The organism is Kribbella sp. NPDC050241, assembly GCF_044459685.1.
In the GTDB taxonomy this organism is placed as follows: Bacteria; Actinomycetota; Actinomycetes; order Propionibacteriales; family Kribbellaceae; genus Kribbella.
In genome coordinates this window covers 1-24,647 of record NZ_JBITJE010000012.1, presented here as the reverse complement: position 1 = coordinate 24,647, position 24,647 = coordinate 1, and the positions used below count along the sequence as shown (strand labels likewise).

Sequence of the window (24,647 nt, the reverse complement as noted above, 5' to 3'; positions counted from 1 at the left end):
CCTCCCGTGATCATCGAGACAGGTGGAGGGCCGGTCGGCCCGACCAGCCCGAGCGGCGCCGGCTTCAGCAGTGTCGACGCGACCCGCTACTCCGGTACGACGGGAGGCCGTCAGGAAGCGGCGCTTCAGACGGTGGGTGGCCTACTGCAGGTCGGAGACCGGCTGCGCTACAAGATCTATCCCGAGCTCGACGAGCTGCTCAGCTACTCGGCGACGTACGCGGCGGTGGACCTGGTCTTCACCGACGGCACTCGGCTGTCTGGGCTCGGCGCCACGGACCAGTACGGGATGCCGCTCGATGCGGCCGGCCAGGGCGCGGCCAAGATCCTCTACGCGAACCAGTGGAACGACGTACAGGTCGACCTCTCGCCGGCGGCCGGGAAGACCGTCGACCGGGTGCTGCTCGTGGTCGACGCTCCTTCAGAGACTTTCGAGGGCTGGGTCGACGATGTCGAGATCGGGCCGGCGCCGGCCCGGCTGGACGGCACGGACCTGGTCGCGTACGTCGACACCCGGCGCGGCACCAACGCCAGCCACGACTTCTCCCGCGGCAACACGCTGCCGATCACCGCCTGGCCGAATGGCTTCAACTTCCTCACGCCGGTGACCGACGCTTCGACCCACCGCTGGCCGTACGAGTACCACCGCGCGAACAACGCCGACAATCGGCCGGAGCTGCAGGGCCTGTCGTTCTCGCACCAGCCCAGTCCGTGGATGGGCGACCGGGACCAGCTGACGATCATGCCTGTGGCCGCGACCGAGCCGCTCGGCGATCCGGCCGAACGCGCCGCCGCCTTCAGCCACGACGACGAGATCGCTCGCCCGGACCTGTACTCGGTCCGTCTTGCGAACGGCGTACGGGCCGAGCTGGCGCCGACCGATCACGGGGCGATCTTCCGGTTCGGCTTCCCGGGCGACGCGGCCGGCCGGCATCTGGTGTTCGACACCATCGACGAGAACGGCGCCTTCGGCTTCGACGGGACCGCGCTGACCGGTTGGGTCGAGAACGGGTCGGAGTTCGGCCGGACCCGCATGTACTGCTACGGGGTCTTCTCGTCAGCGCCTGTGGGTTTCGAGCCGGCTGTCGGTGGCCGGGACAACGCTCGCGCGGCGACGTTCTCAGGGGTGGAGGAGGTCACGCTGCGGATCGCTACGTCGTTCATCGGCGTCGACCAGGCGCGCCACAACCTGTCGCTCGAGCTCGAGGGCCGATCCTTCGAGGACATCCAGCAGGCCGCGAACCAGGCCTGGAACGAGCGGCTCGCGGTGATCCTGCCGGACGACGCGACCGAGCCGCAGCTGCGCACGGTCTACGGCAACCTCTACCGACTCAACCTCTACCCGAACAGCCAGTTCGAGAATGCCGGCAGCGTTGACGAACCGGACTACCGCTACGCCAGCCCGGTCACCGCGCCCGAGGCCGGTCGTGCGGTGGTGAAGTCCGGGAAGATCTACGTCAACAGTGGGTTCTGGGACACCTACCGGACCGCGTGGCCGGCGTACGCGTTCCTCTACCCGTCGTTGGCGGCGGAGTTCGTCGACGGGTTCGTGCAGCAGTACCGCGACGGTGGCTGGATCGCGCGCTGGTCGTCGCCGGGCTACGCGGACTGCATGACCGGGACAAGCTCCGACGTGTCGTTCGCGGATGCCTATCTGAAGGGCGTCGAGCTGCCGGATCCGTTGGCGACGTACGCCGCCGGTCTCCGCAACGCCACCGTCGGGCCGGAGGCGACCGAGGTCGGGCGGAAGGGCGTGGAGACCGGGTTCTTCACCGGGTACGTGAGCACCGACACCGAGGAGAGCGTGTCCTGGTCGCTCGAGGCGTACCTGAACGACTTCGGCCTCGCCGAGATGGCCGCCCGTCTCGCCGACGATCCCGCAGTTCCTGCCGCTCGCCGCGCTCAGCTCGCGGAGGAAGCGGAGTACCTGCGCCGTCGATCGCTGAACTACGTTCTGCTCTTCGACGACGCCGTCAACTTCTTCCAGGGCCGGCGGCCGGACGGTACGTTCGCGAAGACGCCCGAAGAATTCGACCCGTGCGAGTGGGGCGGTGACTTCACCGAGACCGACGGGTGGAACTTCGCCTTCCACGTCGCCCACGACCCACGCGGCCTCGCCAACCTGTACGGCGGCCCGCGTGGCCTGGAGGCGAAGCTCGACGAGTTCTTCACCACCCCGGAACTCGCGGTGAAGAAGGGCACCTACTCGATCGTCATCCACGAGATGCTCGAGGCCCAAGCCGTACGGATGGGCCAGTTCGGCTTCAGCAACCAGCCCGCCCACCACATCGCCTGGATGTACAACTACGCCGGCGCACCGCACAAGACGCAGGCCATCGTCCGCGAGGTCCTCGAACGCCTGTACGTCGGCGAACAGATCGGCCAGGGCTACCCCGGCGACGAGGACAACGGCGAGATGTCCGCGTGGTACCTGTTCGCTGCCCTAGGCATCTATCCGCTCCGCGTCGGCGCCCCCGAATACGCGATCGGCTCCCCGCTCTTCTCCCGCACCGTCGTCACACCTCTCGGCGGCAAGCCCATCGTCATCACGGCATCGGGTGTGCAACACCCTTACGTCCAAGAGCTCCTGGTCGACGGCAAACAATTGCCCACAGCATCAATCACGGCCGCCGACCTCCGCTCGGCCACTCAGATCGACTTCGTCCTCGGCCCCACCCCCTCCGACTGGGCGACCCTGGCCACGCCACCCTCCATCACCCAGGACGACGCCATCCCCACCCCGCTCGTCGACCTGATCCCGCACGACGCCGGCAACCCCCTCTTCGACAACACCTCCACCACCGAGGTCCCCTTCGACACCCCAACCCCCACCATCCACTGGTCCCTCCCCACCCCCGCCGCGGCGTCCTTCTACACCCTCACCTCCGGCACCGGCGGCACCCCCACCGCCTGGCACCTGGAAGCCTCCACCGACAACACCACCTGGACCGGCCTGGACACCCGAACCAACCAATCCTTCCCCTGGCCCCGCCAAACCCGCCCCTTCAAAATCCCCACCCCAGGCGCCTACCAGCACTACCGCCTAACCATCACCGCCGCCCCCGGCCAGACAACCCTCAGCCAACTCGAACTCCTCCAGTAACCCCAGACCGGACACCGCCGGGCAGCACCCGCGCACCACACGTAAAGGTCACCACTTCGCGGCGACTGACCATTGACCGCCTCCGGCGGCGCCCGCCGCCGGGACCGCGCCCCCCACGTGATCGGCGCGACAACACACCGACGTCGCCCGTCCGCGATCGAACCTCCCCCGGTCCTGCCGGACTCGCCCCGCCCACGTCGGCCTCCGCCGGGACCGTCCGCGCTGGACCCACCAGCGTCTACCCGTACCGAACGACGGGTAGTAGTCCCCGCCTGGCACCCTGGCGCCATCCCGCGCCGCCTGCGCGAGCCGGCTGCAGGCGAGTACTACCCGTCCTTAGGTACGCCAGCAGCCATTGACCGGAGACACATGATCGGCGGGGTGGGTCATCGCCTCGTCTAGGCCGGGCCTCCGCCCGGTCTACCCGTACCGAAGGACAGGAGGTAGTCGTCGTCTGGCGCCCCGGCGCCGCCTCGTGCCGCCTGCGCGAGCTGGCCGCAGGCGACTACCTCCTGTCCTTCGGTACACCAGCAGCAGTTGACCGGAGGCACACGATCGGCGGGGCGGACTATCGCCCGGTCCACGCCGGGCCATGGCCCGGGTCTACCTGTACCGAAGGACAGGAGGTAGTCCCCGTCTGACACCCCGGCGCCGCCACGTGCCGCCTGCGCGAGCTGGCCGCAGGCGAGTACCTCCTGTCGTTCGGTACACCAGCAGCAGTTGGTCCAGCCTGATCGATCCAGCCTCCGCTCGATCCCTCTCCGTCTGCACCCGGACGATCCGACGCGACACACATGATCGGCGGGATCGAGCAGGGTCCGGTACACCCCCGACAGTTCCCCGCCCCGCCGATCACCTAGCTCGTGTCAGGATCAGCGCCAGCCGCCGGAGGCAACAGGACAGCCACCGGTGGCGGGAGGACGGTGCTTGGTGGACAGTTCCCCGCCCCGCCGATCACCTGGCTCGTGTCAGGATCAGCGCCAGCCGCCGGAGGCAACAGGACAGCCACCGCTGGCGGGAGGACGGTGGTTGGTGGACAGCTCCGCGCGCCGCCGGAGGCGGCCGACAGATCAGCCGCCGCGGAGCGGTGTCCTTTGTGCGGTGTCCGGCTGGTGCTGTCTCAGCGTTTCTTGGTTCGGGGGGCTGAGGTGGCTCGGATGTGGAGTTCGGTGCGGAGGGTGACGGTGGAGGGTGGGCGGCCGGGGGAGGCGGTGCGGTCCTTCAGCAGGAGGCCCGCGGTTCGGCCCAGCTCGTACGTCGGCTGGGCGACCGTGGTCAGGCTGGGTACGACGAGGTCCGCCCACGGGATGTCGTCGAAGCCGACCACAGCGATGTCGGCCGGAGCGCGGAGGCCCTTCTTTGCCAGGCATTCCAGCGCACCGACCGTCATCAGGTTGTTGGTGACGAACAGCGCCTCAGGCGGCTCGGCCAGTTCGAGCAGACTCTCCATCGCCGCATACCCACCGGCCTCGCGGAAATCCGCGTGCCGGACGAGGTCTTTGTTGTAGCGGATCCCACCGGCCCGCAACGCCGACCGATACCCGGCCAGCCGGTCCATTGCTGTGCTGACCTTCCGCGGACCGGTGATACACGCGATCCGTTGATATCCACCGTCGATCAAGTGTTTGACGCCCTCGTGCGCACCGTGCTCGTTGTCGACCAGCACGGTGTCCGCCTCGACGCCGTCGACGCGGCGGTCGATCAGCACCAGCGGGATCTTCGCTTCCGCGAGTTGCTGCACACCCTCGGCCGTCGACGTCGGGGAGATCACGACACCGGCCATCTGGTCGGTCAATACCGCCGAGGCGTACGCCGCCTCCTTGGCCGGGTCCTCGTCGGAGTTGCACAGTACGACGTGGTACCCCTCGGTCTGCGCGACGTCCTCCAGACCACGAACGAGTGACGTGAAGAACGGGTTCTCGATGTCGGAGATGACCACGGCCCACAGGTTCGTGCTGGACTTGCGCAGGTTGCGGGCGACGCCGTTCGGGCGGTAGCCGAGCTCGGCCACCGCGGCCCGGACCTTCTCGGACAACTGCGGATCCACGTTGCGACGGCCGCTCAGCACCCGCGAGACCGTGGCCGGGGACACGCCTGATCTACGCGCGACGTCGTAGATCGTCGTCATGCCCGCTCCCCGCTGGAGATCCAATGGTCGTCTGAATCGCACTCTAACCCCGATCCAGCAGAAAGGATCTCATGTGGGCGGTGGCCCGACGCCAGATGTCGCGCCGTCGAGGAGAGCCACCGCGGCCGCGCGGTCCGGAGCTGAGTCTGCGGCGCCGTTCACGGTGGTGGAGAGGGCACCCGCGGCGTTGGCCAGCCGTACGGCGTCGATCAGCTCGGCACCGCCGGCCAGAGACGCGGCCAGCGAACCGCAGAATGCGTCTCCAGCACCGACTGTGTCGACGGTCGCGACCCGGTGCGCTTCGACTCGTTCCTCGAAATCCCGCGCCCGATCCAGGACGTAGGCTCCGCGCGACCCCAGCGTCACGACACACCCGCGCAGGTCCCACTCCTCGGCCAGCTTCCGCGCGATCGCGGGCACCTGCGACTCGTCGTCGCAGTTCAGCCCGGTCAGCGCGGCAGCCTCCACCTCGTTCGGTACCAGGATGTCGACGTACGACGCCAGCGTCGGATCGACCGGGCCGACGGGTGCCGGGGTGAGGATCGTGGTGGCGTCCGCGGTCGAGGCGAGCCGGAGGGCAGCGTGGCTCGCCTCGACCGGGAGTTCGAGTTGGACGCTGAGGACCCTACTGGCGGTCAGTACGCCGGCTGCCGCCTCGACATCGTCCGCGGTGATCGCGGCGTTGGCACGGGACACGATGATGATCGAGTTGCCACCGTCCGGCAGCACGAGCGGGAGACCGACGCCCGTACCGAGTGACGGATGACGGACCACCCACGCGGTGTCGACGCCGTCAGACTCGAGAAGTTCGAGGAACTCCTCGCCGTACCGGTCCTCGCCGATGGTGCCGACGATCGCCGTCCGGGCGCCCATCCGCGCGGCCGCGATGGCCTGGTTCACGCCCTTGCCGCCGAGGAACTCCGCGAAGCCGGTCCCGTGCAGGGTTTCCCCTGGCAACGGTCGCCGCTCGGCCGAAGCGACCAGATCCTTCATGAACGAGCCGAGCACACAGACGTCGTACGAACTCATGCCTCGTCCCCCAGCAGACGCTTGCCGAGGGCACCTGATGGATGAAACCGGGCGAAGTCGTGGTGACTGAACTCCCGCAGTACGACGAGGGCACAGGCGAGTGCATCACCCATCGCGAGCGAGGCTGTGGTCGACGCGGTCGGGGCGAGGTTCAGCGGATCCGCCTCCTTCAGCACCATCGTGTCCAGCGTGTACGTCGCCAGCCGGGCCAGCGTCGACTCCTCGTTGCCGGTCATCGCGATCACCGGGATCTCCCGGTCGCGCAGCATCCGGGCGAACGCGCAGACCTCGGCGGTCTCACCGGAGGCGGACAGGGCGAGGACCAGATCGCGAGTCGTCACCGCACCGGAGTCGCCGTGGAGCGCGTCGCCGGAGTGGATGAAGGTGGCCGGCGTGCCAGTGCTGGCGAGTGTGGCGGCGATCTTGCGGCCGACCAGCCCGGACTTGCCCAGGCCGGTCACCACCAGGTGACCTTCGCAGCCGGCGACGGCGGTCAGTACATCGAGGAAGACTCCGTCCAGCCGGTCCGCCAACGCGGACACCGCCGCGGCCTCGGTCTCGATCGCGTTCCGCGCCGCCTCCAATCCCCGTGCCACCAGGTCCCTGGACAGCTCGTCGGCCGTGCGGTGGGCGGACGCACGGTTCGGCACAACTGACATCCCAGCGCCTCTCATGTCAGAAATCGATTTCCGAAGAGTAGGCAGCCGGATCCGGCAGTGTCAACGTCTGCATCCAGGTCGAAACCCTCACGTGTACGAGGAAATCGGCCGCGTTGATCACATCGTCACCGGTTCGGGCCTTGACCGGCCAGGTCGTCACTCGTAGATTGCGAGAAATCGATTGCCAATATTCGGTCGTTCGAGAGCACACCCCTGGAGCACCTGATGGCCGCAACACCCTTCTCTGCCAGGCAGCTCAGCCGCCGCTCGATCCTGCGCGGCGGACTCGGCGCCGTCGCCGCGTCGGCGGCCGGCGTACCGCTGCTGTCCGCCTGTGGTGGCGACGACTCCGGCGGCAACGCCAAGGAGATGTCGTTCTGGAACTTCTACGGCCCGTCCGACGACCAAGGCCCACAGAGCAAGTGGTTCGTCGACACCGTCGCGGAGTGGAACAAGAACAACGACGTCAAGGTCAAGCTGCGCTACATCCCCGGCAAGGACTATCTGAACGGGACCACCCTGCAGACCGCGTTCCAGTCGGGGCAGGGCCCGGACATCTTCCTGATCAGCCCCGGCGACTTCCTGCGCTACTACAACGGCGGCGTCCTGCAGGACCTCGGCTCGGCGTTGTCCGACGAGTCGAAGGCCGACTACCTGCCCGGCCTGCTCGAGGCGCGCAGCGTCGACGGCAAGGTCTACGGCCTGCCGATGGAGATCGAGCCGCTGGCGATGTACTACAGCGAGACCGCGTTCGAGAAGGCCGGCCTGTCCGAGGCGGACCTGCCGAAGACCTGGGACCAGACCATCGCGGTCGCGGAGAAGCTGACCGGCAAGGACCGGTACGGCGTGATGTTCGAGACGCTGCCCGGCTACTACCAGAACTTCACCTGGTACCCGTTCCTCTGGCAGGGCGACGGTACGCCGATCAAGGACGGCAAGGTCGCGTTCGACTCGCCGGCCGCCGTCCAGGCACTGAAGTTCTGGCAGGACTCCATCCAGCACAAGGTGGCCCCGCGCAAGGCGCTCGGCGACGGCGGCGGTGACGTCGTGTCCAACCTCGGCTCCGGCGCGGCCGCGATGCAGCAGAGCGGCATCTGGGCGGTCGCGGACCTGCGTGCGAAGGCCAAGACCTTCAAGTACGGCATCATCCCGCACCCGACCCCGGACGGCGGCAAGCCGGCCACCGACCTCGGCGGCTGGGCGTTCGTGGCCAACTCCAAGGGCGCGAACCCAGAGGCCGCGGCGAAGTTCATCAGCTGGGCGCTCGGCTCGACCGATGCCGCCGGCATCGAACGCCAGCGGCAGTGGAACACCGTCGTGAAGACCAACCTGCCGCCGCGCAAGTCGGTCCAGCAGGCCGCGGATGCCAAGGGTGCGTTCGCCGACGGCGCGCTGAAGAAGTTCGTCAGCGAGATCGCGCCGACCGGCAAGCCGGAGCCGCGGTTCCCACCGGAGGTGTACCAGCCGATCGCGGACGCGATCCAGGCCTGCCAGCTGAACGCGTCCGACCCCGCCAAGGCGGCGGCTGACGCGGCGGCGAAGATCGACACCTTCCTGAAGACCTATCAGGGCGCGCCGATCAGCTGATGGTGACCACGACAGCCCCTCCCACCACCGCACGGAAGAAGGCCCAGGCACCCAGAGCCAAGGCCGGGATGACGCGGAAACGGCGCGAGGCACTGGCGGCGTACGCCTTCCTCGCGCCGGACACCATCGGCCTGCTGATCTTCGTCGCACTGCCGATGGTGCTCGCCTTCGGCGTCGCGTTCTTCAAGGTCGACGGCTTCGGCAACTACCAGTACGTCGGTCTGGCCAACTACAAGTTGATGGCCGGCGACGACCAGCTCTGGGCGTCGCTGAAGGTCACCGCGATCTACGTCGTCACCTTCGTACCGATCGCGTTCGTCGTGAGCTTCGCGCTGGCCATGCTGGTCCGCAACCACTTCAAGGGCATCGGCTGGGTCCGCTCGGCGTTCTTCCTGCCGAACGTGGTCAGCCTGGTCGTGGTCGGCCTGATCTGGCAGTTCCTGCTGGTCGACAAGCGCGGCGCGCTGTCCAAGCTCCTCGGGCCGTTCGGCCTCGGGGACGTGTCCTTCCTCGGTACGCCGTCACTCGCGCTCGGCACCTATGTGGTGATCAGTGTCTGGTTCCTGATGGGGTATCAGATGCTCGTCTTCCTGGCCGGGTTGAAAGACGTACCGAAGGAGCTCGAGGACGCCGCGCAGATCGACGGCGCGAGCTCGTGGCAACGATTCCGCTACGTGATCTGGCCGCTGCTCCGCCCGACCAGCTTCTTCGTCGTGGTCAACTCGACGATCGGCGCGGTCACCGGTCTGCAGGCGTTCGACCTGGTCTTCGTTCTCACCAAGGGCGGACCGGCCCGCGCCACCAGCACGGTCGTGCTCTACATCTACGAGCAGGCGTTCACCTTTAACAACATGGGGTACGCCGCTGCGCTGACCACCGTGGTCGTCGCGATCCTGGTGATCTGCACCGGCCTGATGTTCGGCTTCACCCGAGGAGGCCGCTTCGATGAGGATTAGATTCCTGCCCATCCTGGCGCACGTGCTGGCGATCATCGCCGTACTGCCGTTGCTGTGGATCGCGATCAGCGCGCTCAAGCCGGCCGAGGACGTCTTCAACTTCGGCTGGCCGACCACCTGGACGCTGGACAATCTGCAGTACGTCCTGCTGAAGATCCCGATGCCGCGGTTCATGCTGAACAGTGCGATCGTGTCGGTGGTCGTCACTGTGGTCGCGTTGTTCTTCCACTCGATGGCGGCGTACGCGCTGGCCCGGCTGCGGTTCCCGGGGCGCGGGATCATCTTCTCCGGCATCATGTCGACGCTGCTGGTGTCGCTGCCGGTGATCCTGGTGCCGCTGTTCCTGGTGGCCAAGCAACTCGGGCTGCTGGACAGCTACGCCGGCCTGATCGTGCCCAGCATTTTCCATGCCTTCGGCATCTTCCTGCTCCGGCAGTACTACCTGAACATCCCGCGGGAGCTGGAGGAGGCGGCCGACCTGGACGGCTGCGGGTACTGGCGGCGGTACTGGAGCGTCATCCTGCCGCTCAGCCGGCCGGTGCTCGCGTCGCTGTCGGTGCTGTTCTTCCTGGCCAACTGGAACGCGTTCCTGTGGCCGCTGACCATCACCAGGAACCCGGACCTGCGGGTGATCCAGCTCGGTGTGTCCGGGATGCAGGGGCAGTACGCCTCGGCCTGGAACCTCATTCTCGCGGCCGCGGTGATTGCGGCCATCCCGACGGTCGTGGTGTTCGTCGCGGGCCAGAAACGTCTGGTCGACGCGATGAAGACGACCGGCCTCAAGTAAAGGAACGCTCATGAAGCGTGGGGCTCTGCTTGCTGTCCTGCCGCTGGTCTTCGGAACGGCGACACTGCTCACCCAATCCTCCGACTCGCCGCCGGTTGCCGCCACGTCGACCGCCGTCGGCACGGCACAGGTGGAGTCGAAGGGGACACCCAGCCCGAGCGACGGCGACCTGTGGCCGTCCTGCTGGGCCGGCAACGACAAGCTGTACGCCGCGAACGGTGACGGCAAGGGCTTCAGCCTGGACCAGGACTTCGCGGACATCGCGGTCAGCGAGATCAACGGAACGCCGGGGAACTTGTCCGGGGCAACGATCTCGAAGGGCGACCAGGTCGGATCGATCTGGAGCGGGCCCGGGTACAACCGCAAACCCACCGGGATGGTGTGCGTCGGCGACACGATGTACCTGGCTGTCCAGGACCTCGCGCTGGACTTCAACGACGTACCGGCCGCGACGATCCTGAAGTCCACCGACCACGGGCGGACCTGGACCTGGGACAAGAGCAAGCCGATGTTCTCCGACCATGTGTTCACGACGATCTGGTTCGCGGACTTCGGGAAGGGCGGGGCGCTTGCGCCCGACGGGTACGTCTATGCCTATGGGCTGGACGGGAACTGGCGGGATTCGTTCGACGACACGGTGGCGGATCCGCAGAGCGTGTTCCTGGCGCGGGTGCCTCGCGGGAAGGTCCAGGATCGCGGGGCGTGGAACTTCTACACCGGGTCCGGATGGTCGGCGAAGATCGCGGACCGGAAGCCGGTGCTGACCGACCAGCGCCGGCTGTACGCACAGACGTACGGGACGAACGCCTCGAACCTGAGTGTGATCAGTCAGGGCGGGGTCACGTACCTGGCTCAGCAGAAGCGGTACGTGTACACGTCCTGGACGGAGTACACCTTCGAGTTCTACGAGTCGCCGACGCCGTGGGGTCCGTGGAAGCACTTCATGAGCAAGGACTTCGGCGGGTACCCGTGGTCGACCTCGAAGTACGGCGGGTACGGCGTGACCATCCCGTCGAAGTTCGTGCAGCCGGACGGCAAGACGATGTACATCCAGGCGAACGTCTGCCCGTGCGGTGGTGGCGGGATCGGGACGTCGGTCTACAACTTCAACCTGCGCAAGCTCGTCTTGACGCCGTCGTCCGATGCGCCGGCTGACAATCTGCCCGGACCTGAGAACCTGGCGGCGCCGTCTTCGGGTGCCGTCGCGATCTCCAAGTCGACGCAGTCCGGGAGTCTGGCGCTGATGAACGATGGTGCGACGACCGGGAGCGAGACCGACTTCGACGACGAGGTGAAGGGTGCGTCGTGGTGGGGCTACCAGTGGCCGTCTGGCCACAAGGTGAACAACGTGTCGTTCACCTCGGGTGCGGTATCGGCACAGGGTGGATTCTTCACGGGTCGGCCGCGGGTGCAGGTTCGTCAGAACGGTGAGTGGGTCGAGGTCGGTGCGCAGACCGTGTTACCGGCGTACCCGGGTGATGTCTCGGCCGGTGCCAACACGACGTACACGATCACGTTTCCGGTGCAGGAGACCGATGGTGTGCGGGTGATCGGACTGCCGGGCGGGACGCGGAGCTTCACGTCCGTGTCGGAGTTGGCGGTCAGGTACGTCGCTCAACTCGCGGATGGTGGCTTCGAGGGGACCGGCGGCGGGAAGCCGGCGTGGCTGTTCGAGGGTACGGCGGCCAACGGTGTCGACCGTGGACTCGGCTTCGCCCACTCCGGCGCGAACAACGGCTGGATCCGCTGCACCTGCACCGGGTGGAGCGCCCTGTACCAAACCATCCCCGTCACCCCAGGCGCCACCTACACCTTCGGCTCCTGGATCAACGCCTCCGCCAACCTGCCCGCCGACCAAGGCCGCTTCGGCGTCCGCAACGGCACTCAGGACCTAGCCTCCACCACCTTCGGAGCATCCACCGGCTACGTCCACCACGAAGTCACGGTGAAGGTCCCGGCCAACACCCACGAACTGACCGTCTACGCCGGCTTCAACGCCCCCAACGTCGACACCTTCATTCAGGTCGACGACTTCACGGTCGGGTAGGCGGACGCCCAGCACTCACCAATTGCCGAAAATCGCCGCCGGCACGCTCATTCCCCGCGTACGGCGCCGGTGACCCGGCAGTTGATGAGTGCTGCAGGTCCGCGGCTCAGGGCCAGGGCAGCAGATCGGGCAGCTCGCCGCGGACCGGGGTGGCGGGGGTGCGGCCCGCGTACCAGGCGGTCAGGGCTTGGAGTTCGCCGGCGAGGGTTCGGGGTTCGCCGGCGCCGGACTGCCAGGTGGGGCCTTCGGTGGGGACCAGGATGAGGGTGAGGTCTTCGGGAGTGCGGGGGCGGAGGAACTCCAGGAGGTGCACGCAGAAGGCGGGAGGCCAGTCGCCTGGGGTGATGGCCAGGCCTAGGTCTGTGGTGTGGATGAGGAGCTCGCGCCAGGTGGTGTTGAGGGCCGCGGCCAGGTTGCTGGTGCGGTGGGTGATGGGGCGCTGCCAGTCGTCGGGTGTGAGTTTGCCGAAGGCGGTGAGTAGGCCGGTGGTGGCCGAGTTGAGGTGGGACTCGAGCACGGCGGCGGGGCGGTTGGCGCCGGCCTCGATGGCGGCGTCCCGGGCTGGGCGGCCGCCGTCGTAGAACTCGACGAGCCGACCCTGGAGGGCTTCCTCCACCTGCCGCGTCATCGCCTCGGAGAAGTTCGCGATGTGGGTGATGACGTGACCGCGGGACCAGCCGGGCAGGACCGACGCGCCGCGGGCAGTTTCGTCGTCGAGGTCTGTCACCAACGCGGTCAGTTGCGCGACTGCTGTCTTGACGTCGTTCAGGGCCACAAGCGCTCCTTGGTCCACGGAAGAGTCGGGTCGTCGAGCCGGTAGCGAAGGCGGAGGTGGCGACGGTCCGGATCCGCCTGCCAGAACTCGACCTCGTCGGCTCGCAGCGTGTAGAGAGTCCAGTTCGACGCGACCACACCAGGCTCGGCGTTCAACCGCTCGATCTGCTCCGCGACCGCCGCCTCGATGTCGGCCGGATCCTCCAGTACGGCGCTCTGCCGCCCAGCCAGCGTCTCGGCCCGGGCAGGCGCCGGACGAGACAGGAAGTCCCGCGCCGAGTCCTGCGGATCCGCGGCCTCGACCGTCCCCAGCACGCGCACCTGGCGCCCGAGCGGGATCCAGTAGAACGTCAGAGCGGCGTACGGCGTGGCGGCGAGCTCCTCGCCCTTCCGGCTGGTCGACGACGAGGCGAACTGCCATCCGTCCTCGGTGACGTCCTTCAGGATCAGGACCCGCCCGTTCGGACGCCCGTCGGCGCGCACCGTCGACAGCGTCGCGGCACACGGCTCCGGGATCTGCTGGTCGACCGCGGCGAGCAGCCATTCGACGAACAGCGGATGCGGTGCCTCCGGCGTACGCGCCGGATCGAACGCCGGCGGAGTCCCGGTCAACGTCGGGACTGCGCGCAGTCTGGTGCGGAGGTCGGTCATCGAGTGCCTAACGGTAGGTGCGGCCTGTCGCGTTAGTGACCCTAGAGCAGCGACTCACATGGCAGCAACCCGGTATCCCATTAGACTGCGACTGTGAGCACGCTGGCTTTCGCTCTCGCGGCGACGATTCGGCACGATGGCAACGGCCGTGTGGCGGACCTTCTCGCGACGCCCGCCGACGCCGCCACCTGGGTCGAGCAGCACGGGGATCTCGTCACGGAGGTGCTCGGTCGCCCGTTCGAGGGCACCGACGACGCGCGAGCCGAACTCGTGCGTGTCCGCGGCGCCGTACGAGCACTCTTCGCCCGCGCGGTCGCGCCGCGCCCCGCGAGTACGGCGGATGCGGATCGGCTGATCGATGCCGGGGCGGCACTGCGAATGGTGAACCGCGCTGCCGACCGGCTCGGGACCACCCAGTTGGACTGGCCCGAAGACGGCGTACCGGTCACCAAGTGGGCTGGGCGGACCGACGATCCGGTCACGCTGCTGGTCGGCGCGGTCGGCCGTTCCGCGATCGATTTCCTGGCCGGTCCGGACCGCGTCCGGCTCCGCGCCTGCCCGGCGGCGCGCTGCGTGAAGTACTTCCTCCAGGACGATCCACGCCAGACCTGGTGCTCCCCGTCCTGCGGGAACCGCGAGCGCGTGAACCGCCATTACCGCCGGCGGCACGGCCGATAGCCTGTGGGCTATGACCGTCGCACGTTTCAAAGACTTGTGTATCGATGTGACGTGCCCGAGCGCGATGACGGCGTTCTGGGGGAACATCCTGGGGCTGACCTCGCCGGCCGACAACCCGAACGTGCTGGTCGGCGACGTACCGGAGAAGACCATCTGGATCAACAAGGTGGACGAGCCGCGGACGGTGAAGCAGCGCGTCCACCTGGACGTCGCCACCGGCGCGATCGCGGACCTCGAGCGGCAGGGCGCGACGATCCAGGTGCCGGCCAATGACGAGCAGCTGTGGACCGTGATGGAGGACCCGGAGGGCGGCGAGTTCTGCGGGTTCGTGCGCACCACCGTCCCGGCGTACAAGGTGCTGGAGCTCATCGTCGACGCAGCCGATCCCGAGGCGCAGGCGCGCTGGTGGCATGGCGTGGTCGGTGGTGACTTCGGCAGTCGGCCGGGTACGCCGTACAACTGGCTGGAGAACGTGCCGGGGCTGCCGTTCCAGTACTGGGTCTTCGTGCCGGTGCCGGAGCCGAAGACGGTGAAGAACAGGGTGCACTGGGATGTCACCGCGCCCGCGTTGCAGCCGGTGCTCGAGGCGGGTGCGACACTGCTGCGACCCAAGGACGGCGCGATCGGCTGGACCGTCTGCGCCGACCCTGAGGGCAACGAGTTCTGCGTATTCGTACCCCCGGCGGAGGACGCTTGATGAACAAGCTCGACCTGACCATGCCCGGCCCGGATCTGACCGAGGCGCTGGTCAACATCTCCTCGGTCAGTGGGACGGAGGAAACGCTCGCGGACGAGGTCGAGGCGGCGCTGTCGGCGTACGCCCATCTGAAGGTGTTCCGGCACGGCAACACCGTGGTCGCGCGCACCGATCTCGGCCGGGACGAGCGGATCGTCATCGCCGGGCACCTCGACACCGTGCCGCTGAACGACAACCTCCCGGCCCGGCGCGCCGACGGCCTGATCCACGGGCTCGGCGCCTGCGACATGAAGGGCGGGGTCGCGGTCGGGCTCCGGCTCGCCGCGACGCTGGCCGAGCCGAACCGCGACGTCACGTACGTCTTCTACGACTGTGAAGAGGTCGAGGCCGAGCGGAACGGCCTGTTCAAGCTGACCCGGTCGAACCCGGAGCTCCTCGAGGGCGTGTTCGCGGTCGTGATGGAGCCGTCGAACGCGGTCGTCGAGGCCGGCTGCCAGGGCACGATGCGGATCGACGTCACCACCCGCGGCGAGCGGGCGCACTCGGCCCGGTCCTGGATGGGGAAGAACGCGATCCACGCCGCGGGGGAGATCCTCGCGCGACTGGCGGCGTACGAGCCGCGGCGGGTGCCGATCGACGGCCTGGAGTACCGCGAGGGCCTGAACGCGGTCGCGATCCGCGGTGGCGTCGCGGGCAACGTCGTACCGGATCTGTGCACGGTGGAGATCAACTACCGGTTCGCCCCGAGCCGGTCGGAGGCGGAGGCGGAGGCGCACCTCCGGGAGGTGTTCGACGGGTTCGAGATCGCTGTCACCGACTCTGCGCCGGGCGGGCTGCCCGGGCTGGAGCGGCCGGCCGCGGCGGCGTTCCTGCAGGTGGTCGGGGGTGAGCCGAAGCCGAAGTTCGGGTGGACCGACGTGGCCCGGTTCACGCTGCTCGGCGTACCGGCGGTGAACTACGGGCCCGGCGACCCGCTGTACGCGCACAAGCAGGACGAGTTCGTGCCGGAGGCCGAGACCGAGCTGTGTGAACAAAGGTTGAGGACTTGGTTGACGGAGCCCGCGTCGCCAGGCTGGTAAATACCTGACGACCTAACCTGGGGGTATGGCAGAACCGTCGATCCACCCCGACCGCCCGCCCGGCCACCAGCAGCGCGGGCCGGTGGTGATGCGCCGCAACCAGGTGCAGCAATCCACGTCGGAGCAGCGCCTGCTGGACAGCCGCGGCCCGAGCGACTGGGTGCACACCGACCCGTGGCGGGTACTGCGGATCCAGTCGGAGTTCATCGAGGGCTTCGGCATGCTCGCCGAGCTCGGCGCCGCGATCAGCGTGTTCGGTTCGGCCCGGACCAAGCCGAACGAGCCGATGTACGCCGCCGCCGAGGAGTTCGGGCGGAAGCTGGTCGGCTCCGGTTACGCCGTGATCACCGGTGGTGGACCCGGTGTGATGGAGGCGGCGAACAAGGGCGCCTCCGAGGCCGGCGGCGTGTCGGTCGGGCTCGGCATCGAGCTGCCCTTCGAGAACGGCCTGAACGAGTGGGTCGACGTCGGGATGAACTTCCGCTACTTCTTCACCCGCAAGACCATGTTCGTGAAGTACGCGCAGGGGTTCGTGGTGATGCCGGGCGGGTTCGGCACGCTGGACGAGCTGTTCGAGGCGCTCACGCTGGCCCAGACCCGGAAGGTCACGTCGTTCCCGGTCGTCCTGTTCGGCACGTCGTACTGGGGTGGGCTGGCGGACTGGCTGCGGGACACGATGCTCGTGGACGGGAAGATTTCCGCGGCCGACCTGGAGATGTTCACCATCACCGACGACGTGGACGAGGCGATCAGCTACATCGTCAAGGCCGGTGAAGGGGCCGACGCCGCCGCTGAGGAGGCCGCGGCCGCCGCTGCTCGGGACGTGGCTGAGGCGAACAACCCGGAGGCCCGCGAGCGTCGCGAGGCGCACCGGCTCGGCTCGGACGGGAGCTGAACCGGCCCGTGAAGCACGGCCGAAACCCTGCCGACTGTGCGGGTGACTGGAGCGGCATGGCACGATCGGACCCGTGATGTGGTTCTTCGGGCTGATCGTGGTGCTGTTGATCGGGGCTGTCGCAGTGGTGGCCTCGGGTCGTTGGGGTGCCATGAGTACGGCGTACGACGATCGGCCTGACATGACTGTGCCTGCGCGGCAGGCGCTGAGCTCGGCGGACATCGAGTCGGCCCGGTTCGCGGTCGGACTGCGCGGCTACCGGATGGACGAGGTGGACACGCTGCTCGAGCGGGTCGCGAAGGAGGTCGCCGAGCGCGACCGTCGGATCGCCGACCTCGAGCGTGCCGTCGCGCCGATCGTGGAGGCGCCGGACGGGGCGGGATTCACGTCCCGGTCCCGGTACAGCGCGACCGACTTCGACGACACCGGGGCGCAGGAGCCGATCATGGTCGGTGGCGACTTCCCGGAGTCGGACACCTCGGAGCAGCCTGTCGTGACGTCCGAGGAGGCCGCTCCGTCGCCCGGGCAGCCCAGCGTGTCGCCGGAGCAGGCGGCCGCCGGAGGTCAGCAGACCGGATCCGCCTCGCCTACGCCTGGCGGCGCTCAGACCGCCGGCAGCGCTCAGACCGCGGGCGGTGCGCAGACCGCCGCTGGGGTGCAGCCTGCTGCGGCTCAGGAGGTGTCGCCGGCCGCAGCCCGGCCGCCCCTGACTCTGCAGCAGCCTGTCGCTGCCGACGAGCCTGTGACTGCCGAGCAGCCTGTCACCACCGAGCAGACGGCTGCAGAGCGGTCCGCCGCTTCCCACGCGGCCGCGGCGGACGAGTACGAGCGTCTGCAGGCCGAGGCCCGCGCACTCCTCGAAGCCCAGTCCCAGCCCGGACCACCCCGGCGTACTCCGGCCGACCGTCAGCCTGCCCCTCAGCAGTCGACACCGCCTCGGCAGTCGGACACGCCAGCTCCCGAGCCCGAGTCCGCGTCGTACGAGCCCGAGGGCGAGGCGTGGTACCAGCGGCCCGCCCCCGAGCAGCCGCCCGCGGCTGACGGCTCCCAGCCGGGCCAGCAGCGTTCGGTGCCGGCGGCCGGGCCGCAGCCCGCCCCGACGCCACACTGGATGCTGCCCGATCCGGCGCCTCAGCACGAGGAGCCGGCGCCGCCTGAGCAGGGTGCTTACCAGCGGCCGAGCTGATGAACCCAGACGGGAACTGTCATGCGGAAGCGTCGGTCTATCTGTCGTTGAGTCCGCAGGCAGCCTGGGATGCCGCGATCGACTGGGAGCGGCAGTCGCGATGGATGCTGCTGACCCGCGTCTGGGCGACCGAGCACGACGGCATTGGTGTCGGCGGTGGGATCGCGGCGCGCACTTCTGTCGGTGGCTTGGGATTCACTGACGACATGGTGATCACACATTGGGATCCGCCGCGCGAGTGCACGGTGAAACATCTCGGTACCGTCGTCGCCGGCACCGGGACCTTCTCGATCGTTCCTACCGGCGTCGGGAGCACCTTCACGTGGGCAGAGGACGTCGTCCCGCCATGGGGGACAGTCGGTCGGATGGGGTGGCCGGTGGTGCGGTCGGCGTTCGAAGTACTGATGCGGATCTCGTTGCGGCGGTTGGTGCGGGAGGTCGCGCGGTGACGGTGATCGGGCCGGACGGCCAGCCGCGGTGCGGGTGGGCGACCTCTGCGCCGGAGTACATCGAGTACCACGACAACGAGTGGGGCAAGGAGATCCGCGACGACCGGGGACTGTTCGAGCGGATGACGCTGGAAGGGTTCCAGTCCGGGCTGTCGTGGATCACCATCCTGCGCAAGCGGGAGAACTTCCGGGCCGCGTTCGCGCACTTCGATCCAGAGGTGATCGCGAAGTATGGCACCGACGACTTCGACCGGTTGATGGCCGATCCCGGGATAGTCCGGAATCGCCTGAAGATCAACGCGACGATCTCCAACGCACGTGCGTTGCTGGAGTTGGACGACGGCGAGTTCACTGAACTGCTGTGGTCGTTCCAGCCTGTCGATCGGCCGGTGCCGAAGACGTTGGGCGATGTGCCGGCCACGACGCCGGAGTCCGTCGCGATGTCGAAGGCCCTGAAGAAAAAGGGATTCGTGTTCGTCGGCCCGACGACGGCGTACGCACTGATGCAGGCCGGCGGCATCGTGAACGACCACCTGTCGACCTGCATCGCCCGTTGATCCTGCCCTGGTAAGGCGGCCCGAAACCAGGTCGCGTGCAGCCGATTGTGGCGCGCGCTGGTCGCATGCCTCGATGCACGTGCAGCTGCATGCGTACTTTGCGGCTTGCAGGTGGCGCGTGCAAGGGCACGATTGCCCGGAAACGCCTGTGGTGGAAGGGATCTGGGCCAATTTGGAACACAAACGGCTGAACGAGTTGTGCTCCGGGCACCGAACGTGATGAGGTGATTCCGGGCTCCCCGACTGTCAGGTGGTTGTCCGGCCGTGACTCGCCCGGCCGGAACGCGGCCGGGGAGCCCACCAAACTTCTCAGCCCCCGCGCGATCGCGTTGGGTGCACCAACAAACCGCCGCCGGGGGCCTAGCGGCCGGTGAAGGTTGGTTTTTGCTTGGCGACGAAGGAGGCGACGGCGTTGTGGTGGTCTTCGGTGTCGCCGGTTTGTTGCATCTTGCTCGCTTCGTAGACCAAGGACTCGGCCAGTGTGTGAGTGGCCGAATAGCCGAGCGACTGCCGCACAGCGCCGTACGCAACGGTCGGTCCATGAGCCAGCTTGGTGGCGAGCTCGGCGGTGGCGGATGAGAGGTCGGCGGCGGGCACGACCGACGTGGCCAACCCGAGGTCGAGGGCTTCGGCGGCGGGGATCGTCCGAGGGAAGTACAGCAACTCCACTGCCTTGGCGTGCCCGATCAATCGAGGGAGGGTCCACGAGATGCCGGTGTCGCACGACAGGGCGATGCCGGTGAAGGCGAGGTTGAAACCGGCCGTGTCAGCAACAACCCGGAAGTCGCACGCGAACGCCATCGACGCGCCGGCACCGGCCGCGACCCCGTTCACGGACGCGATCACCGGCTTCGGCATCTCGGCGAGGGCGAGGGCGATCGGGGCGTAGTGGTCGGGCACCGTGCTCCAGAGGGCGGCCGTGTCGTTCGCCTCGAGGAGGCCGATGTGTTCCTTCAGGTCCTGGCCGACGCAGAACGCCCGCCCAGTGCCGGTGAGCACGACGACGCGTACGGCGTTGTCCTCGGCGGCGGCCTGGACGGTGTCGCGGAGCAGGACCTTGGTCGGCGTGTCGAGCGAGTTCATCGCGTCCGGCCGGTTCAGGGTGATGGTGGCTACGCCGTCGGCGACGGCGTAGGCGACGGAGTCACTCATCGTGGTCAGCTCCTTGACAATCGGTGAGGAATTTTCAGTGCAGTGTCAGGCAGTCGTCGACGAAACGCCCGGCCGCGGGGCTCAGTCGTTCGGCGTGGAAATCGAAGTACGCTGCGGCCCGCGTTCCGGCCCAGTCGTCGGGCAACAGTTCGCCCGGCAGGCCCGGGTCGAGGAACAGGAACTTGCGCCATTCGTGCACCAGTTCCGACCGTACGGCGAACGCCTGCTCGTCGGTGGTGTCGTCGCCCGCACCGTCCACCAGGGCCTTCGCCTCGATCAGCCAGGCGTCGTACGACGCGCCGAGCTCGTCCAGTTTCCAGACCCGGCGGGCGAACTCGACGGCACCGGCGTCGACGGGTGCGCGGAACCGATCCGCGGCGATCCCTTCCACACCGAGGATCTGGTCCACCTCGGCGTCGTTGCGCAGGCCGACCCAGGCGCCGTCGGACAGCGGAGCCCAACCCAGGAAGGCGAGTTGGCTCGCGAGCTGGTCGCGGCGGCGCGCGTTCGGGACCTCGCGGAGGATGCCGAGATGCCAGTGCTGATCCCAGCCGGAGGAACCGTTCGTACCGGCCGGACCGCTGCCGTCAGGGCTGGTCCGGTAGATCCGGGCGGCCGCATCGTCGAGGCGGCGACGCGCCCGGGAGGTCAATGCGTACCCAGGTTGTCCGTCGAGCCGGACCGGCTCCAGCCAGCCCTGCCGGACCATCCGCGACACGGCGGTACGCACCGCCGGCGGATGGACGCCCAGCGGCGCGAGCAGCCGGACCAGCGCGGCGACCGGGGCCCGCGCGCCGCGGGCGCGCAGATGGTCGCCGTACAGGTCGAAGAGGGCTGAACGGGCGTGCACAAGAGTTGAGTCTGCCGTATGGTGCACGGCTCTGGCCTGAGATCGGGGATAATGGTTGCGATACACACTGCGATACGCGCCGACGGCGCATCACCGCAACGGCGCCGGCGACGGTTCCCCGCGCGGTGTCGTCGCTCAACACCGACACTGGGAAGGGGTGCGCGCATGGCGGCGATGAAGCCGCGGACGGGCGATGGTCCGCTCGAGGTCACCAAGGAGGGCCGCGGGATCGTGATGCGGGTTCCGCTCGAGGGCGGCGGCCGGCTAGTCGTCGAGCTGAACGCCGACGAAGCGACCGAACTCGGCAACGCGCTCAAGGCCGTCGTCGGCTGAGCGGATCCCTCGAGGTGCCTTCCGTACCTCTGCCAATTCATCGACCCCGGTGGGTGCCTTTTCGGGCACCGGCCGGGGTCGTTACGGTTGGCCCCGGACAATGCAGTCCCCACGTTTGATCAAACCAGTGAGGTCCTCCTAGTGGCTCGCCGCAGCAACACGTTCACCTTCCCGACTCTTCCCGCCGTGTCCTGGCAGCCCGGTCTGCCGGTGCACGGCGCCCCGACCTGGGTGATCGTGGTCGGCGAGGGCGGTCTGCCCGCTGCCGCCAAAGAGGCGGGCGAGCGGCTCGGAGTCGATCTCGACCGCCTGTACGAGGTACAGCAGGCGACCGGCTTCAGCCCGACCGCCGGGGCCACCGCGAGCTATCCGCTGCTGACCGGCGAGGTGACCGAGGTGCTGCTGGTGGGCGCCGGTGACGGCAGCGCCAAGGACCTGCGACACGCCGGGGCCGCGATCGCGAGATTCGGCCGCGGCAAGGACGAGCTCACCGCGGTCGTTGCCGAGGGCATCGACGATGCGAGGCTGCAGGCCGTCGCGGAGGGCGTCGTACTCGGATCGTTCGCCTACACCCAGAAGACGGTCGACACGGGCAAGCCGGTGGTCGGCCGGGTGACACTGACCGACGGATCCGCGTCGGAGCGGCAGGCGGTGCTCGACCGCGGCATCGTGCTCGGGCGGACCGGCTGGGTAGCGCGGCAGTTCGCGATCACCCCGTCGAACGAGAAGGACCCGGCCTGGATGGCCGCCCGCGCCACCGAACTGGCGGAGTCGTCCGGTCTCGAGGTCACCGTCTGGGACGAGAAGAAGCTGGCCGCCGACGGGTTCGGCGGCATCCTCGCGGTCGGCAAGGGGTCGACCCGGCCGCCGCGGTTCATCCGGCTCGACTACGTGCCGGCCGGCGCGACCAAGAAGACGCCGTACGTCGTCCTGGTCGGCAAGGGCATCACCTACGACACCGGCGGCCTGTCGCTGAAGCCGCGCGAAGGCATGGTGTCGATGAAGCGGGACATGACCGGCGGCGGTTCGGTGATGGCGACGATGTCGGCGCTGCGCGAGCTCGGCGCGAACGTCCGCGTCACCGGCCTGATCTGCTCCGCGGAGAACATGCCGTCCGGTACGGCGTACCGCCCGGACGACGTGATCCGGCACTACGGCGGCCGCACCACCGAGGTGAAGAACACCGACGCCGAGGGCCGGCTGGTGATGGCCGACGGCCTCGCCTACGCGGTCAAGGAACTGAAGCCGGACGCGATCGTCGACATCGCCACACTGACCGGCGCGATCAAGGTGTCCCTCGGCTCGATGCTGTACGGCGGTCTGTTCGCGACCGACGACGCGCTCGCGGACAACCTCGCCGACGCCGGCCGCGTGTCGGGTGAGGAACTGTGGCGGATGCCGCTGGCCGAGCAGTACCAGGAGCTCATCTCGACGCCGATCGCCGACTCGGTGAACAGCTCGAAGGGCCCGGGGTCGATCACCGCGGCCCTGTTCCTGAAGGCGTTCGCGGGCGACATCCCGTGGGCCCACCTGGACCTGTCGTCGATCGCGGAGTCCCCGGCCGACCGCTTCGAGTACTCCCTCGGCGCAACCGGAGCCGGCGCCCGCCTCCTCACCACCTGGCTAACCTCCGAAACCCCAACCTCCGGCATCGGCTGACCCCACCCCCATCCCGCGCTTCGCCCCGCCCCCGCGCTTCGCCCCCGCCCCCGCGCTTCGCCCCCGCCCCCGCGCTTCGCCCCCGCCCCCGCGCTTCGCCCCCGCCCCCGCGCTTCGCCCCGTCTGGTGGGTTGACCCACCAGAGTGTGGGTTCGCCCACGGCACGCGGATGGCCAACCCACAGTCGCGTGGGCTGACCCATCAGGGTTATCCACAGGGGGAGGGAATGGGGAGCGGCGTTCGGTGGAACGCGGGCATGCTGACTTGCGTGAATCCGGAGTTGAAGGAAATCGCGGCCGGCCAAGGTGGCGTGGTCAGTACGCGGCAGGCATGCGTGGCTGGGTATACCCAGGAACAGATCCGCGAACGGCTCGCTGACGGACGCTGGGAGCGTGTGCGCTACGGGCAGTACGCCGAGCGTCAGGAGCTGGTCGGCCTGGCGCCATGGGAGCGGCAGCTCGCGCGCCATCGACTCCTCGTTCACGCGGCGATGAACTCGATGAAACCCGGGTCGGCCGTAGTGAGTCATCACTCTGCCCTTGTCCAGTACGGCGTACCGGTCTGGCGCGCAGATCTCAGCGAGGTCCAGTTGACCCGTACGACGGGGCGGAGTGGGGTCAAGGCTGGTGTTCGCCACCATCGCGGACTGCTCGGACGGGCCGACGTGATGCAGGTCGACGGTCTGGCAACGACCGCGCTGGCCCGTGCGGTCGTCGAAGCCGCCGCGCGTACGTCGTTCGAGGCAGCGGTGGTGAGTCTGGATGCGGCGTTGCGACATCCGGCCATGAACGCCGACGACCTCCGGCGGCTCGTGGACGTGACCGAGTGCTGGCCGGGCGGCCCGACGATCCGTTCCGCGCTCGCATTCGCCAACCCATTGTCCGAGTCGGCGGGAGAGTCACGGCTCAGGGTGTTGATGCACAACCAGGGTCTACCGGAGCCCGAGCTTCAGGTGGTGTTCGACGACGGCGATGGTTTCGTCGCGCGGGTCGACTTCCACTTCGCCGACCACGGCGTCGTCGTCGAGTTCGACGGGCTGACGAAGTACGCCGACGGATCACGGGACACGCTGATCCAGGAGAAGCTCAGGGAGGATCGGCTTCGGGCGTTGGGACTGGAGCTCGTCCGTGTGACGTGGCCCGAGCTCGACCATCCCCATCGCCTCGCAGCCCGCATCCGCGGTGCCTTCGCCCGCTCCCGTCGTACTGCGCTTGCTGGTTGACCCATCAAAGTGCGGGTTGGCTAGCGGTGTGCGGTTGGCCGGCGCGGGTTCTGGTGGGTGAGCCCGTCGGAGGGTGGGTTGGCTAGCGGTGTGCGGTTGGCCGGCGCGGGTTCTGGTGGGTGAGCCCGTCGGAGGGTGGGTTGGCTAGCGGTGTGCGGTTGGCCGGCGCG

The 24,647-nt window shown here is 68.6% G+C and carries 22 protein-coding genes; 15 read left to right on the top strand and 7 right to left on the bottom strand.

Features of this window, described 5'->3' with window-relative positions:
- Window positions 1-6: 6 nt before the first annotated feature.
- The gene (locus tag ACIBG5_RS36525) at window positions 7-3,102 is read left to right on the top strand and encodes a GH92 family glycosyl hydrolase (RefSeq protein ID WP_396396233.1); all 3,096 of its coding nucleotides are present in this window, start codon (window positions 7-9) and stop codon (window positions 3,100-3,102) included.
- A gap of 1,120 nt (window positions 3,103-4,222) precedes the next feature.
- On the opposite strand, the gene ACIBG5_RS36520 is transcribed toward ACIBG5_RS36525, so the two are convergent.
- The 3 genes from ACIBG5_RS36520 to ACIBG5_RS36510 form a co-directional block, all read right to left on the bottom strand.
- Entirely contained in the window at window positions 4,223-5,230 is a 1,008-nt protein-coding gene (locus ACIBG5_RS36520) for a LacI family DNA-binding transcriptional regulator (protein WP_131359232.1), read from the bottom strand.
- 69 nt (window positions 5,231-5,299) lie between these two features.
- Window positions 5,300-6,259, bottom strand: coding sequence for a ribokinase (locus tag ACIBG5_RS36515; protein ID WP_396396231.1), 960 nt, complete (start codon window positions 6,257-6,259; stop codon window positions 5,300-5,302).
- Window positions 6,256-6,918, bottom strand: coding sequence for an SIS domain-containing protein (locus tag ACIBG5_RS36510; RefSeq protein WP_396396230.1), 663 nt, complete (start codon window positions 6,916-6,918; stop codon window positions 6,256-6,258). The genes ACIBG5_RS36515 and ACIBG5_RS36510 overlap by 4 nt, the downstream gene beginning before the upstream one ends.
- A 225-nt stretch (window positions 6,919-7,143) precedes the next feature.
- Between ACIBG5_RS36510 and ACIBG5_RS36505 the strand changes: the two genes are divergently transcribed.
- The 4 genes from ACIBG5_RS36505 to ACIBG5_RS36490 are packed head-to-tail and all read left to right on the top strand — an operon-like array spanning window position 7,144 to window position 12,295.
- Window positions 7,144-8,505, top strand: a complete 1,362-nt coding sequence (locus tag ACIBG5_RS36505; protein ID WP_396396228.1) for an ABC transporter substrate-binding protein — start codon at window positions 7,144-7,146, stop codon at window positions 8,503-8,505.
- A 2-nt stretch (window positions 8,506-8,507) separates the two neighbouring features.
- Window positions 8,508-9,461: a carbohydrate ABC transporter permease gene (locus ACIBG5_RS36500; RefSeq protein WP_396396226.1), complete on the top strand. Its 954-nt coding sequence runs from the start codon at window positions 8,508-8,510 to the stop codon at window positions 9,459-9,461.
- The gene (locus ACIBG5_RS36495; protein ID WP_131359222.1) at window positions 9,451-10,248 is read left to right on the top strand and encodes a carbohydrate ABC transporter permease; all 798 of its coding nucleotides are present in this window, start codon (window positions 9,451-9,453) and stop codon (window positions 10,246-10,248) included. Before ACIBG5_RS36500 ends, ACIBG5_RS36495 begins: the two co-directional genes overlap by 11 nt.
- 10 nt (window positions 10,249-10,258) lie before the next feature.
- A complete protein-coding gene (locus ACIBG5_RS36490) occupies window positions 10,259-12,295 on the top strand; it encodes a DUF4185 domain-containing protein (protein WP_396396225.1) in 2,037 nt (678 codons plus the stop codon).
- A gap of 106 nt (window positions 12,296-12,401) precedes the next feature.
- Here the strand turns inward: ACIBG5_RS36490 and ACIBG5_RS36485 are convergent, their stop codons facing one another.
- Complete coding sequence (locus ACIBG5_RS36485; protein WP_396396223.1) at window positions 12,402-13,070, bottom strand: maleylpyruvate isomerase family mycothiol-dependent enzyme; 669 nt, start codon at window positions 13,068-13,070, stop codon at window positions 12,402-12,404.
- The gene (locus tag ACIBG5_RS36480) at window positions 13,061-13,720 is read right to left on the bottom strand and encodes a pyridoxal 5'-phosphate synthase (protein WP_396396222.1); all 660 of its coding nucleotides are present in this window, start codon (window positions 13,718-13,720) and stop codon (window positions 13,061-13,063) included. The genes ACIBG5_RS36485 and ACIBG5_RS36480 overlap by 10 nt, the downstream gene beginning before the upstream one ends.
- A gap of 93 nt (window positions 13,721-13,813) precedes the next feature.
- Here ACIBG5_RS36480 and ACIBG5_RS36475 point away from each other — a divergent pair, with 93 nt between their 5' ends.
- The 7 genes from ACIBG5_RS36475 to ACIBG5_RS36445 all read left to right on the top strand — a co-directional run bounded on the left by ACIBG5_RS36475 (window position 13,814) and on the right by ACIBG5_RS36445 (window position 19,261).
- A complete protein-coding gene (locus ACIBG5_RS36475) occupies window positions 13,814-14,398 on the top strand; it encodes a CGNR zinc finger domain-containing protein (protein ID WP_396396221.1) in 585 nt (194 codons plus the stop codon).
- A 10-nt stretch (window positions 14,399-14,408) separates the two neighbouring features.
- Entirely contained in the window at window positions 14,409-15,095 is a 687-nt protein-coding gene (locus ACIBG5_RS36470) for a VOC family protein (protein ID WP_396396220.1), read from the top strand.
- Entirely contained in the window at window positions 15,095-16,174 is a 1,080-nt protein-coding gene (dapE, locus tag ACIBG5_RS36465; RefSeq protein ID WP_396396219.1) for a succinyl-diaminopimelate desuccinylase, read from the top strand. The genes ACIBG5_RS36470 and dapE overlap by 1 nt, the downstream gene beginning before the upstream one ends.
- Window positions 16,175-16,199: 25 nt before the next feature.
- Complete coding sequence (locus ACIBG5_RS36460) at window positions 16,200-17,069, top strand: TIGR00730 family Rossman fold protein (RefSeq protein ID WP_360450936.1); 870 nt, start codon at window positions 16,200-16,202, stop codon at window positions 17,067-17,069.
- A 76-nt stretch (window positions 17,070-17,145) separates the two neighbouring features.
- Window positions 17,146-18,255, top strand: coding sequence for a DivIVA domain-containing protein (locus tag ACIBG5_RS36455; RefSeq protein ID WP_396396482.1), 1,110 nt, complete (start codon window positions 17,146-17,148; stop codon window positions 18,253-18,255).
- A gap of 47 nt (window positions 18,256-18,302) precedes the next feature.
- Window positions 18,303-18,704, top strand: coding sequence for an SRPBCC family protein (locus tag ACIBG5_RS36450; protein ID WP_396396217.1), 402 nt, complete (start codon window positions 18,303-18,305; stop codon window positions 18,702-18,704).
- A complete protein-coding gene (locus ACIBG5_RS36445) occupies window positions 18,701-19,261 on the top strand; it encodes a DNA-3-methyladenine glycosylase I (RefSeq protein ID WP_396396216.1) in 561 nt (186 codons plus the stop codon). The genes ACIBG5_RS36450 and ACIBG5_RS36445 overlap by 4 nt, the downstream gene beginning before the upstream one ends.
- A 360-nt stretch (window positions 19,262-19,621) precedes the next feature.
- On the opposite strand, the gene ACIBG5_RS36440 is transcribed toward ACIBG5_RS36445, so the two are convergent.
- Both ACIBG5_RS36440 and ACIBG5_RS36435 read right to left on the bottom strand, forming a co-directional pair.
- Window positions 19,622-20,413: an enoyl-CoA hydratase/isomerase family protein gene (locus ACIBG5_RS36440; protein WP_396396214.1), complete on the bottom strand. Its 792-nt coding sequence runs from the start codon at window positions 20,411-20,413 to the stop codon at window positions 19,622-19,624.
- Between the two features lie 34 nt (window positions 20,414-20,447).
- A complete protein-coding gene (locus ACIBG5_RS36435; RefSeq protein ID WP_396396212.1) occupies window positions 20,448-21,263 on the bottom strand; it encodes a PaaX family transcriptional regulator C-terminal domain-containing protein in 816 nt (271 codons plus the stop codon).
- A gap of 165 nt (window positions 21,264-21,428) precedes the next feature.
- On the opposite strand from ACIBG5_RS36435, the gene ACIBG5_RS36430 reads away from it, so the two are divergent.
- The 3 genes from ACIBG5_RS36430 to ACIBG5_RS36420 all read left to right on the top strand — a co-directional run bounded on the left by ACIBG5_RS36430 (window position 21,429) and on the right by ACIBG5_RS36420 (window position 24,477).
- Window positions 21,429-21,596, top strand: a complete 168-nt coding sequence (locus ACIBG5_RS36430) for a DUF3117 domain-containing protein (RefSeq protein ID WP_012923066.1) — start codon at window positions 21,429-21,431, stop codon at window positions 21,594-21,596.
- Window positions 21,597-21,737: 141 nt separating this feature from the next.
- Entirely contained in the window at window positions 21,738-23,255 is a 1,518-nt protein-coding gene (locus ACIBG5_RS36425; protein WP_396396210.1) for a leucyl aminopeptidase family protein, read from the top strand.
- A 268-nt stretch (window positions 23,256-23,523) separates the two neighbouring features.
- On the top strand, window positions 23,524-24,477 hold the full coding sequence (locus ACIBG5_RS36420) for a hypothetical protein (protein WP_396396209.1): 954 nt from the start codon (window positions 23,524-23,526) through the stop codon (window positions 24,475-24,477).
- Window positions 24,478-24,647 lie beyond the last annotated feature (170 nt).

What these genes read in the sequence shown, in the direction of transcription:
- ACIBG5_RS36515 (WP_396396231.1), bottom strand. Translation starts at nt 6,259, where the DNA reads ATGAGTTCGTACGACGTCTGTGTGCTCGGCTCGTTCATGAAGGATCTG.
- ACIBG5_RS36480 (WP_396396222.1), bottom strand. Translation starts at nt 13,720, where the DNA reads ATGACCGACCTCCGCACCAGACTGCGCGCAGTCCCGACGTTGACCGGG.
- ACIBG5_RS36440 (WP_396396214.1), bottom strand. Translation starts at nt 20,413, where the DNA reads ATGAGTGACTCCGTCGCCTACGCCGTCGCCGACGGCGTAGCCACCATC.
- dapE (WP_396396219.1), top strand. Translation starts at nt 15,095, where the DNA reads ATGAACAAGCTCGACCTGACCATGCCCGGCCCGGATCTGACCGAGGCG.
- ACIBG5_RS36470 (WP_396396220.1), top strand. Translation starts at nt 14,409, where the DNA reads ATGACCGTCGCACGTTTCAAAGACTTGTGTATCGATGTGACGTGCCCG.
- ACIBG5_RS36495 (WP_131359222.1), top strand. Translation starts at nt 9,451, where the DNA reads ATGAGGATTAGATTCCTGCCCATCCTGGCGCACGTGCTGGCGATCATC.
- ACIBG5_RS36460 (WP_360450936.1), top strand. Translation starts at nt 16,200, where the DNA reads ATGGCAGAACCGTCGATCCACCCCGACCGCCCGCCCGGCCACCAGCAG.
- ACIBG5_RS36510 (WP_396396230.1), bottom strand. Translation starts at nt 6,918, where the DNA reads ATGTCAGTTGTGCCGAACCGTGCGTCCGCCCACCGCACGGCCGACGAG.
- ACIBG5_RS36455 (WP_396396482.1), top strand. Translation starts at nt 17,146, where the DNA reads ATGTGGTTCTTCGGGCTGATCGTGGTGCTGTTGATCGGGGCTGTCGCA.
- ACIBG5_RS36490 (WP_396396225.1), top strand. Translation starts at nt 10,259, where the DNA reads ATGAAGCGTGGGGCTCTGCTTGCTGTCCTGCCGCTGGTCTTCGGAACG.
- ACIBG5_RS36520 (WP_131359232.1), bottom strand. Translation starts at nt 5,230, where the DNA reads ATGACGACGATCTACGACGTCGCGCGTAGATCAGGCGTGTCCCCGGCC.
- ACIBG5_RS36430 (WP_012923066.1), top strand. Translation starts at nt 21,429, where the DNA reads ATGGCGGCGATGAAGCCGCGGACGGGCGATGGTCCGCTCGAGGTCACC.
- ACIBG5_RS36505 (WP_396396228.1), top strand. Translation starts at nt 7,144, where the DNA reads ATGGCCGCAACACCCTTCTCTGCCAGGCAGCTCAGCCGCCGCTCGATC.